11 protein-coding genes are annotated in these 16,943 nt (G+C 72.7%); 5 read left to right on the top strand and 6 right to left on the bottom strand.

From position 1 onward, the window contains the following. Positions 1-24 precede the first annotated feature (24 nt). Positions 25-1,524: a hypothetical protein gene (locus tag TR48_RS05975; protein WP_042364815.1), complete on the top strand. Its 1,500-nt coding sequence runs from the start codon at positions 25-27 to the stop codon at positions 1,522-1,524. Here TR48_RS05975 and TR48_RS38615 read toward each other — a convergent pair. The 6 genes from TR48_RS38615 to TR48_RS05945 form a co-directional block, all read right to left on the bottom strand. Further along, positions 1,493-1,921 carry a pyridoxamine 5'-phosphate oxidase family protein gene (locus tag TR48_RS38615; protein ID WP_152627815.1) on the bottom strand — a complete coding sequence of 143 codons (429 nt, stop codon included), beginning with the start codon at positions 1,919-1,921 and terminating at the stop codon, positions 1,493-1,495. The genes TR48_RS05975 and TR48_RS38615 overlap by 32 nt on opposite strands. Before the next feature lie 56 nt (positions 1,922-1,977). Continuing rightward, positions 1,978-4,050, bottom strand: a complete 2,073-nt coding sequence (locus tag TR48_RS05965) for a SpoIIE family protein phosphatase (protein WP_042364814.1) — start codon at positions 4,048-4,050, stop codon at positions 1,978-1,980. 115 nt (positions 4,051-4,165) lie between these two features. Beyond that, complete coding sequence (locus TR48_RS05960) at positions 4,166-6,937, bottom strand: SpoIIE family protein phosphatase (protein ID WP_084728870.1); 2,772 nt, start codon at positions 6,935-6,937, stop codon at positions 4,166-4,168. Positions 6,938-7,011: 74 nt separating this feature from the next. Beyond that, a complete protein-coding gene (locus tag TR48_RS05955) occupies positions 7,012-7,632 on the bottom strand; it encodes an L-threonylcarbamoyladenylate synthase (RefSeq protein ID WP_042364812.1) in 621 nt (206 codons plus the stop codon). 94 nt (positions 7,633-7,726) lie between these two features. Further along, complete coding sequence (locus TR48_RS05950) at positions 7,727-9,067, bottom strand: alpha/beta hydrolase family protein (RefSeq protein ID WP_236652025.1); 1,341 nt, start codon at positions 9,065-9,067, stop codon at positions 7,727-7,729. Between the two features lie 133 nt (positions 9,068-9,200). Further along, complete coding sequence (locus TR48_RS05945; protein ID WP_052442426.1) at positions 9,201-11,126, bottom strand: ArnT family glycosyltransferase; 1,926 nt, start codon at positions 11,124-11,126, stop codon at positions 9,201-9,203. 285 nt (positions 11,127-11,411) lie between these two features. Here TR48_RS05945 and TR48_RS05940 point away from each other — a divergent pair, with 285 nt between their 5' ends. From TR48_RS05940 to TR48_RS05925, 4 genes are all read left to right on the top strand, one after another. Then, positions 11,412-13,688, top strand: coding sequence for a HAMP domain-containing protein (locus TR48_RS05940; protein ID WP_052442425.1), 2,277 nt, complete (start codon positions 11,412-11,414; stop codon positions 13,686-13,688). Positions 13,689-13,709: 21 nt separating this feature from the next. Beyond that, positions 13,710-15,314 carry a poly-gamma-glutamate synthase PgsB gene (gene pgsB / locus TR48_RS05935; RefSeq protein WP_084728868.1) on the top strand — a complete coding sequence of 535 codons (1,605 nt, stop codon included), beginning with the start codon at positions 13,710-13,712 and terminating at the stop codon, positions 15,312-15,314. Continuing rightward, positions 15,311-15,793, top strand: coding sequence for a poly-gamma-glutamate biosynthesis protein PgsC/CapC (locus TR48_RS05930; protein WP_042364811.1), 483 nt, complete (start codon positions 15,311-15,313; stop codon positions 15,791-15,793). The genes pgsB and TR48_RS05930 overlap by 4 nt, the downstream gene beginning before the upstream one ends. Positions 15,794-15,866: 73 nt before the next feature. Beyond that, positions 15,867-16,928 carry an NlpC/P60 family protein gene (locus TR48_RS05925; protein WP_042364810.1) on the top strand — a complete coding sequence of 354 codons (1,062 nt, stop codon included), beginning with the start codon at positions 15,867-15,869 and terminating at the stop codon, positions 16,926-16,928. The last annotated feature ends 15 nt before the right edge of the window (positions 16,929-16,943 follow it).

The following is a 16,943-nucleotide window of genomic DNA, read 5'->3' as shown; positions in this document are numbered from 1 at the left end:
AGCCGTCCCCGGAAGGAGCCCCGCATGACCACCGTCTCGTTCCCCCTCCCTCTCCCGGTCCCGGTGCACGGTCTGGACGAGCTGACGACCGAGACCCGCGTGATCGCCACGCCCTGGAGCCGCATGGTCCGCGGCATCGGCCTGGGCCAGCACCCCGTCGCCTACGACCCCGAGGCCGCCGGGCGGATCCGGCACGTCTTCCGGCTGCTCGACGCCCAGGGCGCGGGCGCCGGCTCGTACACCCGGTTCTCCTCGCTGCTGGCCGACTTCGTGCTGACGACGGTGCACCCGTCACGCGGTCCGTACCGCCGTGCCGAGCCCGAGGAGTTGGGCCCCGTCCTCGCCGCTCTGCGCGCCGAGGAGAACCCCTACTTCCGGGTCATGGCCGGGTGCCTCCTGGCGGACGCCGTCGCCAAACTCGGCCTCCCCCGCTCGCTGCTGGTCAACGACGAGACGGACCTGCCTGCCGAGCTGCTGGACATGGTGGACCGGATCGAGCCCGACCGCGCCAGGGACGAGAACGCGGGACGCCACGGCCACTACGAGCGCCTGTCCGCCTGCACGGCGGTCTTCCTGGCGACCGGTCAGCTGGGCCTCGGGGACCGGCTGGTCTCCGGGCCGCGGAACCGGGTGCGCGAGGCGCTGGACCTGCTGGAGCAGGTCCCCGCGCCCTTCTTCCGCGGCCGCGGCGGCTCGATGCTGCTGTCCGTCGTCTCGCTGCTCGGCCACGAGCGGCTCATCACCGACGACGGCGGCCGGGACCGCCTGCGAGAGGTCCTCTCCCACCTGGACCACGCCGACGGCCCGAGCCTGCGCCCCGCCTTCCCCCAGCCGATGTCGGACGCCTTCGTCCGCATCTACCCACTGCTCACCATGCTCAACGCGGTCGCCATGACCGAGCGGCCCGAGACGTACCTGAGCCACGGCCGGGACCGGCTCGCCGAGGCCGCCGAGCTGATGGCCGCGCTCACCCCGGTCGAGCGGACCCACATGGGCCTCTACTACCTGGTCGCGCTGCACAACCTGGGCCGGCTGCGGGACCAGGTGCCGGATCTGGACGCCTTCGTCGAGGACGTCGTGGGCCAGGGGGAGCGCATCGACCCCGGCGCCGACTACTTCCTGCGCGGCATCTCCTACGCCTACCTCGTGCAGACCGCGATGTTCACCGGCCGCATGGACCTGGTCGGCGAGCCGCTGCTGAACCGGTGGGCGGACGCCTTCCCCGACCTGGACCGCACCGACGACGACCGGACCAACCGGCCCTACCCGTTCGCCTACGCGCTCAACGTCCTGGCCGAGATCGGCCGCTCCGACCTGCTGTTCTCCCCGAGGCCCGGCTACGGCGGAGCCACGCCGGTCGAATGGGTCGTCGGCCGGCTCTCGGAGGGGGGCCGCGAGGAGCACCGGCTCTACATGCTGAACCACGCGCTGGTCAGCTGGGCGCTGCGGCTGCGGGGCACGCAGCGGCGCGAGACCCCGCTGTTCGCGGGCGTCAGCCCGTTCCGTAGGTCCGGTGCACGGTGAACTCGTAGATCAACCGGCCCTCGTCCACCATCCGCTGACGGAACGCCGCCTCGTCGAGCTCGCCGCCGAACCAGCTGAGCGCGCCGGCGGGGCGGCCCTGCATCTCCCGGAACAGGCGCACGCTCTGCTCCGGAACGTCGGGGCCCTCCAGGATCGTCACCGTGGTCTCCAGCGTCAGCCAGCGGTAGGAGTCGCTGAAGACGAAGACGGTACAGCGCGGATCCTGCCGCAGCCGCGCGGTCCGCACCCGGTCCCTGGTCCCGCTGCTCCACAACCGCCCGTCCACCAGCACGACGCCCACCCGCGCCGTCTTCGGAATCCCGTCGGGCGCGACGGTGACCATGGCGGCGGCGTGGTGTTCGGCAAGGAACGCTAGATCCCGCTCGGATAGCTGCACACCGGCACCCTACGCGGCGGAATCCCCCAAAACCGGTGCACAACACGCAGACGGTCCTAGCAGGCGGGGCGCAGGCGGTGGGTGCGGGCGAGCAGGAGGGCGACGTCGTCGGTGCCGTCGTGGTGGTGGAGCGCGTCGAGGAGGAGGTCGCAAGTGGCTTCGAGGGAGGGGCGGTCGCGGTTGAGGAGGTCGGTGAGGGCCTGGAGGCGGGTGTCGATGGGGTGGTCGCGGGTCTCGACCAGTCCGTCGGTGTAGAGGAGGAGTTCGTCGCCCTCCCCGAGGTCCAGGCGGACGTCCTCGAAGGAGGCGCCGCCGACGCCGAGGGGGACGCCGGTGGGGAGATCCAGCAGGCGCGGGGCGTGGCCGTGGCGGGTGTGGACCGGGGGCAGGTGGCCGGCGCAGGCGATGCGGCAGCTGCCGCGGTGCGGGTCGTAGACGGCGTAGACGCAGGTGGCGATGGTCTCGTCGAGGCCGCCGGCGATGCCGTCAAGGTGCGTGAGCACCGTCGCCGGGTCCAGGTCCAGGCGGGCCAGGGTGCGGGCCGCGGTGCGCAGTTGGCCCATGGTCGCGGCCGCGTTGATGCCGCTGCCCATGACGTCGCCGACGACCAGGGCGGTCTTGTCTCCCGCCAGGGCGATGACGTCGAACCAGTCGCCGCCGATCTCGACCACGCTGCCCGCCGGCTGGTACCGGTAGGCGACCTCCAGGCCGGGCGGCTGGGTGGGACGCGTGGGCAGGAGGTGCCGCTGCAGCGCCAGCGCCGCGTGGCGCTGGCTCTGGTACCAGCGCGCGTTGTCGATGCAGACCGCCGCGCGGGCGGCCAGCTCGGTCGCGAGCAGCACGTCGTCGTCGGTGAACGGGTGCGGGTTGCGGGCGCGGACCAGGTCGAGCGCGCCCAGGACCTGGCCGCGGGCGCGCAGCGGCAGAACCATGTAGGAGTGGATGCCGGACTGCTTCAGCAGCTCCGCCGCGGCCTCGTCGCGGGCGATCCGCGGCAGGTCGGCGTCGGTGACGTGGGCGACGAGCAGCGGCCGACCCTTGCGGACGCTGCGGGTGACCAGGCGGCTGGCGTCGTACCGGGCGATCTCGCCGACCGGGTCGGCGGCCTCGGCGAGGGTCCGGTAGGCGGTCTTGATCGCCAGAGCCCGGAACACGGCCGGGCTGCCGTCGCCGGTCCGCGCGGTGCTGTCGGAGAGCACCGAGTCCAGCACGTCGACCGCGGCGAAGTCGGCGAACTCGGGCACCAGCACGTCGGCGAGCTCGCGCGCGGTGACGTCGAGGTCGAGGGTGGTGCCGATGCGCTCGGAGGCGTCGGCGATCACGGTGAGCCGGCGGCGGGCCGCCGCGGCGGCGACCTCCGAGCGGTGCTGCTCGGTCACGTCGACGATCGAGGTGGCCACGCCGACGACGCGGCCGCCCGGGTCGTCCAGGCGGTAGTAGGACACCGACCACGCGCGCTCGCTCCCCGGCTTCGCCGGGGTCCGGCCGACGGTGAGCTGGTCCAGCAGCGGAGCCCCGCTCTCCAGCACGGTGCGCATCGCCGACTCGATCCCGTGCGCGTCCAGGAACGGCAGCGCCTCGCCGACCGTGTGCCCCAGCTGGTGCACCGCGGAGATGCCGTTGATGCGCTCCAGCGCCGGGTTCACCAGGATGTAGCGCAGGTCGGTGCCGACGGCGGCGAGCCCGATGGGCGACTGCTCGACCAGGCGCAGCGACAGCGCCAGATCGCGTTCCAGGCGCCGCAGCGTGGCCTGGTCGGAGGCGAGCAGCAGCGCGTAGTGGCGTCCCTGCCCGTCCTCGAGGCGCATGTTGCGGAACTCCGTGAGCCGCGTGGACCCGTCCTTGTGGCGGACCGGGAAGACGCCCGCCCAGGCGCGGCCCCGGGACATGATGCCGGCGAACCAGGACAGCACCCAGGCGACGTGCTGCTCGTCGACCAGCACGCGGGCGGCCGGCCGCCCCAGCGCCTCGGCTGCGGAGTAGCCGAACAGGGCCTCGGCCTGCGGGCTCCACAGGGCGATCCGCCCCTCGGCGCTCAGCACGATCGCCGCGACGCCGAGCACGTCCAGCAGCCCGCCCGGCTCCAGCGACGGGTCCGGCTCCTGCCGGCTCCTGTTCGCGGCTCCCATCCGGCCACCTCCCTCCGCCGGACCCGCGCCACCGCGTCCCGGCGCCCGGGAATCACCCCCCTATCGTCTCGCTCCCCCACCAACCCGCCAGCCGGCCCGCACGGGCTTCTTCGTCTCAGGCGTCCGGGAGGAGGGTCTGTTCGCACCAGATGGTCTTGCCGTTGGCGGTCGGGCGGGTGCCCCAGCGCTGGGTGAGCTGGGCGACGAGGAGGAGGCCGCGGCCGCCCTCGTCGAAGGTGCGGGCGCGGCGGAGGTGGGGGGCGGTGCCGCTGCCGTCGGAGACCTCGCAGATCAGCGTGCGGATGGGCGCGCCGCCAGGCCCGGTGAGGGGATGGGGGTGGATCAGCCGCAGCTGGATGGGCTCGCGGCCGTAGCGGATGGCGTTGGTGACCAGCTCGCTGAGGACCAGCTCGGTGACGAACCCGGCCTCCTCCAGGCTCCACTCCGCGAGCCTGCGGTTCGCCTCCGCCCGCAGCCCGGCGACCGCCGCCGGATCCGCGGGCACGTCCCAGGTCGCGACCCGGTCGGCGTCCAGCCGCCGCATCCGGGCGACCAGCAGTGCGGCGTCGTCCGCGGGCCGTTCCGGCAGCAGCGCGGTGACGATCCGGTCGCACAGCGCGTCCAGCGAGCCGTCCGGCGCCGTCAGTGACTGCTGCAGGGCGTCGAGCCCGGCGTCGACCGCGCGCTGCCGGTTCTCGATCAGGCCGTCGGTGTAGAGGGCGAGCAGGCTGCCCTCGGGCAGGACCGTCTCGGCCGCCTCGAAGGGGAGCCCGCCGAGGCCGAGCGGGGGACCGGCGGGCAGGTCCAGGACGGTGGTGGTGCCGTCGGGACGGGCCACCGCGGGCGGCGGGTGCCCGGCGCGGGCCAGGGAGCAGCGGCCCGAGACGGGGTCGTAGACGGCGTAGAGGCAGGTCGCCCCCACGTCGGCGACGGGGGTGCGCTCCGCGCCGGTCGCGGTGTCGGTGTCGGTGTCGGCGGCGAGCCGGATGACGAGGTCGTCGAGGTGGGTGAGCAGCTCGTCGGGCGGGAGGTCGGCGTCGGAGAGGGTTCGCACGGCGGAGCGCAGCTGGCCCATGGTCGCGGAGGCCTGGAGGCCGTGACCGACCACGTCGCCGATGACCAGCGCCACCCGCGCGCCGGACAGCGGGATCACGTCGAACCAGTCGCCGCCCACGCCGAGCCGCGGGTCGGCCGGCAGGTAGCGGAAGGCCGCGTCCACCGCGGACTGCTCCGGCAGCCGCCGGGGCAGCAGGCTGTGCTGGAGGGTGAGCGCGGCGGTGTGCTCGCGGGCGAACCGGTGGGCGTTGTCCAGGCAGACGGCGGCCCGCGCGACCAGCTCCTCGGCCAGGGCGAGGTCCTCGGCGGAGAACGGTTCGGGATGCCGGGAGCGCAGGAAGTCCACCACGCCGAGGGTCGTGCCGCGGGCGATGACCGGGACCACCATCCACGAGTGGATCCCGTACGTCCGGCACGTCGCCGACCGGGCGGGGTCCTGGGCCAGCCACGCCACGATGGCCCGGTTCTCGACCTGGTGCAGCTCGGAGCGGCCGGTCGCCAGGCAGCGGGCCTGCGGCGAGGCGTCGGTGTAGAAGTCCGCCTCGCCGACCTGGACCACGGCCTCCGGCGCGCCCTCGAGGACGGACCGGTTGGCCACCCGGCGCAGCACCGCGCCGGTGACCGGGCCCGGGGCCGGCTCGCTGCCGGTCAGCAGGTCCTCGATGAGGTCGACGCTGACGAAGTCGGCCAGCCGGGGCACCGCCACGTCGGCCAGCTCCTGCGCCGTGGCGGCGACGTCGAGGGTGGTGCCGATGCGCATGCCCGCGTCGTAGAGCAGCTTCAGCCGCTCCCGGGCCTCCTCCGCCCGGTCGGCGACGGTGAGCAGCTCGGTGGTGTCGCGCAGGGTCGCCACGTATCCGGCGGGACCGCTGCGGATCTGCGTGGGACGGAGGTTGACGGCCAGTAGGCGGTCGCCGGCCGGGTGCACCTCGTCGGTGACGGTCCGCCCGCAGGCCAGCAGCTCGGCCATGCCCGGCTCCAGGCCCAGCTCGTCCAGCGGCAGCCCGTGCGCGTCCGGGGAGAGGCCGAGCAGGTGCTGCGCCTCGTCGTTGGCGAGCACCAGACGCTGGTCGGCGTCCAGGATCAGCACCCCCTCGCGGACGCTGTGCAGCACGGCGTCGTGGTGCTCGTACATCCGGGTCATCTCGACCGGCCCGAGGCCGTGCGTCTGGCGGCTCAACCGCCTGCTGACCAGCAGGGCCCCGCCGGCGGCGAGCACCAGCGCTCCCCCCGCCAGCGCGATCAGCAGCGGCTGCTGGCGGTTGGCGGTGGCGGCGACGTCGGTGGTCTGGACGCCCGTGGTCACCAGCCCGACCACGTTGCCGTGGGCGTCCCTGACGGGGACGAGCGCGCGGACCGCGTTCTGCGGGGAGCCCTTGAAGATCTCGGTGAAGGACTCCCCGGAGGCCGCCCGGGCGATGTCGCCCTGCGCGCGCCGGCCGATCAGCCCCGGGTCCGGATCGGTGTAGCGGATGCCGTCCTTGCTGAGCACGTCGACGAAGTCGACCCCGGAGCCCTTCTGGGCCTCCAGGGTGAGCGGTTGGAGCTCCGCGGTGGGATGGGGCGACTGGAGGGCCTGCACCAGGCCGGGGGCGTGGGCGAATCCCTCCGCGACGGCGAGGGCCCGGTCGCGGGCGTCGGACTGGGCGTCGTGCGTGGTCTTGATCGCCAGGGCGATCGTCGCGGCCACGACGAGCAGCAGCAGGACCGTCAGCTGCCACACGAACGCCTGGCCCGCGACGCTCCATCCCCGACGCCGGTGCACCCCTCGGTTGGGCGAGGCCGGCCGCGCGGGGCTGCCCCGCACCCAGAAGTGGCCGAATCTGCCCATACGTACGTTTTACCCCGCTGCACGGCGGCTAGCAGGGAGGGCGGAAACCGGGAGAAACCGCTGGACGCCCCGCCCTACTCGAACCGGGACGGGTCGCCCGCCCCCCGGCGGACGATCTCGGCGACGCCGCCGGAGAAGTCGATCACCGTGGTCGGCTCGGTGCCGCAGTCCCCCGAGTCGAGCACCGCGTCCACCACGTGGTCGAGCCGCTCCTTGATCTCCCAGCCCTGGGTCATCGGCTCCTCCTCCCCCGGCAGCAGCAGCGTGCTGGAGAGCAGCGGCTCCCCCAGCTCCGCGAGCAGCGCCTGGGTGACGACGTGGTCCGGGATGCGGACCCCGACCGTCCTCTTCTTCGGGTGCAGCAGCTGCCGTGGCACCTCGTTGGTCGCGGGCAGGATGAACGTGTAGCTGCCGGGCGTCGCCGCCTTGATCGCCCGGAAGACGTTGTTGTCGATGTGGACGAACTGCCCGAGCTGGGCGAAGTTCTGGCACACCAGCGTGAAGTGGTGACGGTCGTCGAGCTGCCGGATCGACCGCATCCGGGTCAGGCCCTCACGGTTGCCCAGCTGGCACCCGAGGGCGAAACACGAGTCCGTCGGGTAGGCGACGAGCGAGCCGGACCGGATCAGGTCGACCACGTTGTCGAGGATGCGCTGCTGCGGGTTCTGCGGGTGCACGTCGAAGTACTTCGCCATCCGCCGAGCCTACGGGATCGGGCCGCCGACTCCCCGGCGCCACAGGCCGGAACGACTCCGCCCCCGGACCTGCCGGAGGGCGGAGCCGTCAGTTTCAGCGCACGAAGCCGATCTCCGGATAGGCGTGGTGGGGCCCCTCGAGCAGGGGGCTGTGGTGGCCGCGCAGCTCCTGGTCGAAGAAGGCCGCGAGGTAGACCCGCTGGATCTCGATCGCCCGGTCCGGGTCGATCGTGCCGAACTGCTGCTGGACCTGGTAGGGGGACTCCCCGGTCAGGCTCGCGTACTCCGGGACCAGCGCCTCGTTGTCGCTGAACGACAGGTGCGCCGCGCCGTGCAGCTGGATGTCGAGGCGGTAGCCCTTCAGGTGCGACCACAGGGTGCGCCACGACGCGTCGTCGTTGCGGTTGTGGGTGCCGGAGCTGAAGAGCATGAACGGGCGGTTCAGGTTCTTGCCCGGCGCGGAGCCGAAGAACTGGCCGTCCAGGTCGGCCCCCGCCTTGATGCGGGAGTCCAGCTGCATGGAGGTGTCGACCGCCGCGCCACCCAGCGACCAGCCGAACATCCCGATCCGGGACATGTCCACCACGCGGCCCAGCCCCGAGGGAAGCGAGGCGTGGTCGGCGTCCGGGTTCCTGCCGTCGGCTATCTGCTGGAGTTGGTTGATGACGAAGCGGATGTCGGCCGCGCGCACGGCGAGCGTCTGCGAGGAGTGCGCGTTCGAGGGCATCGTGTCGACGGCGAGGCGGTTGCCGGGGAACTGCACCTCGTTGGCGTCGTGGGTGTGGTCGACGGTGACGACGAGGTAGCCGCGGCTGGCCATGTCCTCGGCCAGGGCGGTGCCCATCGAGCGGTCCGAGTGCAGGCCGGTCGAGTAGAGCAGGACCGGCAGCCTGCCGAGCTTGGTGTCGACCGGGGCGAGCACGTGGCCGGCGGTCGTCGGCAGCGCCACCTGCTGCGGGGTGAGGCCGCGAGAGGCGAGGAAGCTGGCGCCGGACAGGGAGGGCATGTACGGCGCCGCGTGGTGACCGGCCGTGGAGGACGCCGGGTACCAGACCGACACCATGAGCTCGCGCGGGGCGGTGCCCGGCACGTACGGGTCGGTGCGGGACCGGTCCACGAGGTGCATGCTGAACGTGCCCACCGCGTACTTGCCGGTCGGCGCGGGGATGCTGAGCCGTCGCGGGGCCCTGCCCGCCTGCCTGGCCGTCACCGACGGGTGCACGGCCTGGTGCCGCAGCGGCGCCTCGTCGTTCTGCGGCGCCCAGGGCGTGTTGTCGTCGTCGGGCGAGAACCCGGTGGCCGTGGGCGTGCCGGACGTCTTCCCGGCGGCCATCGCGGGCGCGACGCCCGCTCCCAGGACGACGGCCAGCAGCCCCGTGGTGCCGATCGCCCTGGCGACCAGTCGGCTGCTCGGGCGCGGGCGACGGTGATGCATGGAGCCCCCTCTTCGATGTGCTCTTCGATCGCGGACCAGACGATCGGATGTCGCACACAGTACCGTCGCCGAACCTGCACCCCCTGCGCAGCCCTGACGTTCCGTCGGCGGGCCCCGCAGGGCCCAGCAGAGGTCAGTGCTGGCTGCGGCAGTCGTACAGGGAGGTGGTCCCGTTGGCCGCCTCACCGTAGGCCATCGGCGAGACGAGCGTGCAGTGGGCGGTCACCCAGCGGCTCGCGGCCGTCTTCGGCCTGATGGACGTCGTGATGACGAACCGCAGCTGCCCCTGCTGCACCAGCGAGGCCAAGTCCTGCGCCGAAGGGAACGGGGTGTTCCCGGTGAAGCCGCCGGTCACCAGGATCGGATCCGAGGTGGCGCGCAGCAGCGGCTCCGCGGGCTCCGCGCTCTGGGTGGCGACCAGGTAGTGGGTGGCGCCGCGGTTCTGCTGCAGGTAGGTGAGGAGCTTGCCGTAGCGGCCCGCGGCGGGGCCGAAGCCGACGACCGAGCCGCCCCGATGGTGCAGCAGCTGGGTGTAGCCGACGCCGACGGGGCCGGCCAGCGGCGAGGTGGCGCTGCCCGCGTACAGCGGATCCAGCGTGGCGAAGCACCACACGAGCGGAGCCAGGACGACGGCCAGCAGGCCCGTCGCGGCGGACGCGGCGGTGACCGCGTCGATCCGGGGACGGGCGGCCGTGCCGCCCCGGGCGAGTCCCGCCGCCGCGACGAGGGCGAGCAGCCCGACGACGGGGACGAGCCAGAGGTTGAAGCTCTTGTACTTGGAGCTGACCACCGCCGCCCAGAGCACGCCGACCAGCAGCGCCGCGAGCAGGGCGCGGCTTCGGTCGCCGCCCTCCCGGTAGGCCGCCCACGCCGTGGTGAGACCGGCCGCGGCCAGCGCGGCGATCGCCGGGGCCAGCACGATCAGGTAGTAGTCGTGGATGCCGGAGGAGGCCCCGAAGGCCAGGGTGTTGATCAGCAGCCAGCCGCCCCAGAGCAGGTAGCCGGCGCGCACCGGGTCGGTGCGCGACTCGGCCCGCCGCCAGGCCAGGCCGATGCCGAGGCCCAGCAGGGCGATCGGCAGGAACCAGCTGATCTGCGGCGCCGCGGTGTGGCTGACCAGCACCGTCCAGCCGGAGCCGCCCACCGGGCGGCTCGCAGCTGTGCCGGCCACGCTGCCGAACCCGGCGCTGTTGCCGACGCCGCCGCTGCCGAAGCGGGAGAGACCGTTGTAGCCGAAGGCCAGGGCGAAGGGGTTGTTCCCGGTCGTGCCGTCCAGGTACGGGCGGTCCGCCGCGGGCATGACGAGCACCCACAGCATCCACGAGCAGGACGCCAGCAGCGCGACCAGCCCCGCGACGACCGTGTTCCTGACGCGCCGCCGCAGGTCGCCGGGCGCCGCGTACAGCACGACCAGGGCGAAGACCGGCAGGACCACCCAGGCCTGCAGCATCTTGGCCTGGAAGGCCAGCCCGATCCACACGCCGCAGGCGACCAGCGGACGCAGTCCGCCGGTCCGCACCGCGTTCATCAGGCTGCCCGCGGCCAGTACCAGCAGCAGGGTCAGCAGCGAGTCGGCGATGTTGCGCCGGTCCAGCGCGGTGGCGATCGGCGTCACGGCCAGCATCAGGGCCGCGAGCAGGCCCGTGACCTGGCCCGCCCACTTGCTGACGATCCGGTAGAGCACCAGGACCGTGGCGACGCCCTCGACCGCCTGCGGCAGTGCCACCGCCCAGACGTTCAGGCCGAAGATGCGCACCGACAGCGCCTGCAGCCACAGCGAGCCGGGCAGCTTGTCCACGGTGATGCTCGCGCTCGAATCCAGCCCGCCGTACCAGAAGGCGTGCCAGCTCGAGGCCATGGAGCGCACGGCAGCGGTGTAGTACGGGTGCAGCGACGTGCCGCTGAGGCCCCATCCGTACAGGTAGGCGGCCAGCAGGCAGATCAGGACGAGAGCTGCGATCACCCAGCCCGGCGCACGGTCGGTGGTGCGGCGGCGAGCCCTGTGGCTCCGCCGTGTGCCCGCCTCGGCCGACAGAGAACCGAGATCAGTGGTGGTCATGGGGCGGCACCTCTGCGGCAGGGGTCAGCGGACACGGGGTGATGACGGGGAGTGTAGGCCAGACCCTCTTCGCGTACTCTCTCGGGTTCGGATGGAGAGCGGAATATACGAACATTACCGGCATATATGTCGACATCTCTTCGCACAGAAATCGCACAGCCTCGAACGTGTCGACAAAGTCTGGTAGGAAGGGGCAACTCATGTGACGCTTTTGTGCCTGTTGGCTCGCTAGCTTCGGTCAGCAGGCCGCCAAGGCGAGGAGCGGCGCCCCTCCCTGATCCAGAGGTGAATACCCTGTCCACGCCCTCCGGGACGCCGGGGCAGCCGTCGCCGATCGTCCGCAACCGGCCTCGTCGGCACAAGACCCGGCTCCGCGCCGACATGCCGCTGCTCGGCGGCGTCCGCCCGCCGATCGCCGTGCTGCTCTGTCTGCTGCTCGCCGTGGTCGCCCTGGCGATGCTCGCCCTGGGCACCACCGTAGCCGAGGACGTGCCCCAGGCCGTGCTCACCTCCCAGCAGCACATCGCCGCTGACACCGCCTCCGAGATCCGCGCCGCCGTCAACCAGGACGTGGCGGCGGTGCGCGAGTCCGCCACCGCGCTCTCCGAGGCGCAGGCCCCCGACGACGCCGGATACCTGAAGCTCTTCACCTCGCTCGGCACGCACTGGCGCGGCGCGGCCCTGGTCGACCCGACGACCGGCAAGGAGCTGGCCGTCACCGGCGAGGCCTTCCCGGCGAGCGCGGTCAGCGCCGTCGCCGCGAACGACACCATCGCGCCGAAGCTGGTCACCCTGAGGGACGGTCAGACCCGGCTGCTGGCGTTCGCCTCGGTGGACCTGCCGGGCCAGGGCAGGCGCCTCCTGGTCGGCTCGGACGTGCTCTCGGTCCAGGCGCCCGGCGGTGATCTGACCCGTACCGTGCAGGCCGTCAACCAGCACGGCAAGGTGGTCGCCAGCGTCGGCCCCGCCCTGACGACCATTCAGGACCGCCGCATTCCCACCGACGCGGCCACCACCTCGGCGCAGCAGGGCGACATCAACAGCACCACCCGCCCCTCCGGCTTCCTGCTGGGCAGCCTGGTGAGCGGCAAGCGCACCGTCGCGGGCTGGGCCGACGTCGCGTCGCAGGCCGACGGCAGCGCGGACGCCCTGCACCTGGTCGCCGTCGTCGCCGTCAGCACCCCGCAGACCTCCGCCGTCACCGGCAACACCCTGGTGGCCCTGACCGCCGCCGCGTCCCTGATCGTCGCCACCCTCCTGATCACCGCCCTGCTGGTGCTCGGCCTGCAGCGACCCCTGCTGCGGCTGCACCTCGGCGGCGCCAGGCTCGCCCGCGGCGACCTTTCCCGGCCCGCCCCGCAACCGCGCCTGGGCGAGGCCGCCCGGATCGGCCACGCCCTGGAGGCGCTGCGCGTCCAGCAGCTGGGCGCCTCGCCGCAGGAGTTCCAACCGCTGCGCCGGTCCTTCGGCTCACGCGCCCTGGTCGTGCTGTGCGGCGTCGTCCTGGTGGCCTGGTCCGTGCCGCTGCTCTTCCTGGTCGACCGCCCCACCCCGAACGCGAACACCGTCCCGACCCAGATGGTGAGCGACCAGCAGTTGCGCACCGTCGCCGCGGCCGGCCGCATCAGCAGCAGCCTGGCGACCGGCTCGACCGACGTCTCCGGGATCGCCACCGCCATAGCCAGCCTGAGCAGCCCCGACCAGATCCAGCTGCTGCTGAGCCGAACCCTGAAGGAGCACGGGCGCTACAGCACGCTCTACGTGCTGGCCCAGGACGGCTCGGTGATCAGCCGGGCGGGCGGCAGCCCGCGTCACCAGCTGAGCTCCGTGCCGCAGGGCGACGGCGTGCTGCAGCTCAACACCGGCGGCAAGGTCCCCTCGATGGCCGTCTACGCCACCGTGCCCAAGACCGCGAACGCCATCTTCAAGAAGCCGACCGCGTTCGGGTCCCGGGGGCCGGTCGCCGTCGTGGGCGAGTTCGACACCACGTACCTGAACAGCATCCTGAACCACGCGGGCATGGGCCATGTCTGGCTGGTGGACGCGCGGCACAAGGTGATCGGCTCCCCCGAGGGGTTCAAGGCCTTCCAGAGCCTGCCCGACTCCTCGCTGACGAGCCTCGCCGTGGACAGCCCGTCGCAGCCCGCGCACTCGCTGGTGCCCACCTCCGACGGCCCGGCGATCGCCGCCAGCGCCCCGGTGTCCGCCATCCCCGGCGTCTCCCGTCAGCCCAGCTGGCAGGTCGTCAGCTCCCAGCCGGTCTCCTGGCTGGACCTGAGCGCCAACCGCACCCAGCACCTGACCATGCTCGTCGGCCTGATCGGCCTGACCGTGTCCGTGCTCTGCCTCGGCTGGCTCCTCGTGGTCGTCGTGCGGCCGCTGCGCGAGCTCTCCGGCATCGCGGAGAGACTCGCCGCGGGCGACCGGCGTACCGTGCTGTACCCGGTCCACCACGACGAGGTCGGCTCCATCACCCGCAGCCTGGAGATCATCCGTCAACGGCTGGTGGCCGGTCACCACTCCACCGCGTCCACCCCAGCAGCCTCCGCGCCCCGGTACTGACCGATCCGAAGGAACGATTCGGTGCTCTTCCTCTACTGCGTGCTCATGATCTGCTGCGCCGGGCTGCTCACGGCCGGCGTCGTCGAGCAACGGCGGCACTACACCTCGCTGGAGCAGATACCTGTGCGGGTGCTGGTCAACGGCATCCGCGGCAAGAGCTCCATCACCCGTCTGTGCGCGGGCGCGCTGCGCGGCGGCGACCTGGTCACCGTCGCCAAGACCACCGGCACCGCCGCCCGGTTCATCCACCCCGACGCCACCGAGGAGCCGGTCTACCGCAAGTTCGGCCTGGCCAACGTGGTGGAGCAGATCGGCATCGTCCGGCGCGCCGCCGTCTACCGTCCGGACGCGCTGGTCATCGAGTGCATGGCGGTCATGCCCGCCCTGCAGGAGATCAACCAGCAGAAGCTGATCCGCTCGACCATCGGCGTGCTCTGCAACGTCCGCGAGGACCACCTCGCGGAGATGGGCCCGACCCTGGACGACGTGGCCCGGTCGCTGTCCCGCTCCATGCCCGAGGGCGGCGTGTGCGTGACGGCCGAGCGCGACCGGCTGCACATCCTCCAGGAGGAGGCCGACAAGCGGAACTGCCGGCTGGTCGCGGTGGATCCGGAGACCGTCAGCGACGAGGAGCTGCGCGGCTTCAGCTGGTTCACCTTCAAGGAGAACGTCGCCATCGCGCTGGCCGTCGCGGAGTTGCTGGGCGTCGAGCGGCAGACCGCGCTGCGCGGCATGTGGGAGGCCCCGCCGGACCCGGGCGTGCTCTCGGTGGAGCGCTACCGCACACACGACGGGAAGCGGCTGCGCTTCGCCAACGTCTTCGCGGCCAACGACCCCGAGTCCACGCTGATGAACGTGCAGCAGCTGCTGGACCTCGGCGCGATCCGCAAGCCGGTCAACGTCGTCATCAACTGCCGCCCCGACCGGGTGGAGCGCAACGGGCAGATGGGCGCGATCGTGCCCGACCTGGCCCCGGAGACGGTCTTCTTGATCGGTCATCCGACCAAGAGCGCCCGCGACGGCATCCCCGAGGGCTGGCGCGGCGAGATCGTCGACCTGGGCGGTGACAAGCGCGACCCCGAGGAGCTCACCCGGGACCTGCTGGCGGCACTGCCGCCGGACTCCTCCCTGGTGGCCGTCGGCAACATCCACGGCCAGGGCGAGCTCTTCCTGGACTGCCTGGCCGAGTTGCCGGCCGACGACGAGGAGGACGACGCCTACACGCCGGCCGCCCCCGAGAACCGGTACGAGGAGTTCCCCGAGGGCATCGAGGACCCGTGGGCGTCCTGGCCCGGCGCCCAGCTGCCGGACTCGCCCACGATGACGCTGCGTCTGCCGCTGCAGCTCCAGCGTCGCCGCCAGAACCACCAGCCCCGGCCCCAGACGTCGTCCTGGTTCGGCGACCCCCGTACGGACGAGGCGCACCAGGACCGGCAGCCCGGTCACCAGGAGCGCGGCCGGCAACGGCCCAGCCACCAGCAGCACGGCCACCAGCAGCCCGACCCGCACCAGCCGGACGAGCCCTACGGCGACCAGCACTGGACGCCCGACCAGCACTGGGCCGGCGGCCGCCCCACGACGAACGACCACCACGACGACAGCCGCCACCACGAGGAAGCCCTGTGATCCCCGCCAACGTCACCCCCCAGACCGCCGCGCTGGGTATCGCCCTGGGCCTCGTCTTCTCGCTGATCTGCTACCTCACCACCAACCTCTCCCCGGGCGGCATGATCACCCCCGGCTGGCTGGCGCTGACCCTGGTCACCGACCTGCAGCGGTTCGGTCTGGTCATCGGCGTCACCGTGCTGACCTTCCTGGTGACGGTGGCACTCCAACGCGTCGTCATCCTCTACGGCAAGCGGCTCTTCGCCGCCGTGGTGCTGACCGCGGTGGTGCTGCAGATGACCGTCATGCTGGCGCTGCAGCAGCAGTTCCCGCTGCTCTACACGGCGCAGACACTGGGCTTCATCGTGCCCGGCCTGATCGCGTACCAGCTCGTCCGCCAGCCCAAGGCCGCCACCATCATCTCCACCACGGCGGTGACCCTGGCAACCTATGTGGTGCTGGCGGCGGGTCTGCTGCTCGGCGCCCTGCCCACCGCCTGACCCCGCACCGCTCACACCGCCGCCGCACACGCCCGACCCTCGACGGCCCCCAGCCTCGACCCCCGGAGTCCCGATGTCCTCGCCGCTCTCCCGCCGCCGTCTGCTCGCAGGCACCGGTGGCGTCGCACTGGCCGCGACCGCTGCCGTGCTCGGCTTCGAGCTCAACAAGGGCAGGGCCGGGGCGTCGGGGCCCTCGCTCGGCAGCGCCGACGCGTCGTCGGACGCCCCGACGACGTCCGGCGGCTACCGGTTCCAGCGCCAGAACTCCCCCGGCCGCACGGTGGTCCAGGACGGGTCGGGCGACGAGCTCGCCGTCTTCACCGACGGGGCCCGCACCGCCGTGCTCGTCGGCCCGAGCCGGACCTTCAGCGAGCCCAGCACCACCGAGGCCACGGTCACCACCAACGCCTGGGTGCGGGTGCTGCCGAAGGCCTGGAAGCAGGGCGAGGAGCAGAGCGCCTGGTTCACCCAGTGGTTCCCCAAGGCGCTGCACGACACCAGCCCGGACGTCTTCGGGGTGGCGTTCGAGTACAGCAGCGCCGGAGCGCCGAACCGCGTCGACGCGAAGGGTGTCCGCTACGCGGGCACCGCCCACTTCGGCCCGCGCAACCCGAGCGTGACCGGCGCCCTGGACTTCGGCTACCACGACGAGAAGTCCGACTTCTACGACTACCTCGGCATTCCCTGGACCTTCTCCGACGGCACCCACGCGCAGCCCGAGAAGGACCGCTACGGCGACGCGGACTGCTCCGGCTTCCAGCGGCTGGTGTGGGGCTACCGGATGGGCATCCCGATGCACAACACCAACACCGCCGGCATCGGCCTGCCGCGCCGCGCCTACGCCATCGCCGCCGACGGCCCCGGGGTGCTGCTCATTCCCAACTCCGGCAAGCAGGCCACGGATCTGAGTGTGCTGCAGCCGGGCGATCTCGTTTTCTTCGCCATCCGCAAGGACCAGCCGAGCGTCATCGACCACTGCGGCATGTACCTGGGACCCGACAACGCGGGCCGCCCGCGCTTCTACTCCAGCCGCTCCGCGGCCAACGGCCCGACCATGGGCGACCTCGCCGGCCACGCCCTGCTGGACGGCACCGACTTCTACGCCCACGGCTTCCGCGCGGCAAGGAGACTGTGAGGCCGTGACCGCTGA

The sequence above is a fragment of the Streptacidiphilus neutrinimicus genome (genome assembly GCF_000787815.1).
In the GTDB taxonomy this organism is placed as follows: Bacteria; Actinomycetota; Actinomycetes; order Streptomycetales; family Streptomycetaceae; genus Streptacidiphilus; species Streptacidiphilus neutrinimicus.
Note: the sequence above shows the minus strand (reverse complement) of the source record. Positions and strands in the feature narration are given on the sequence as shown.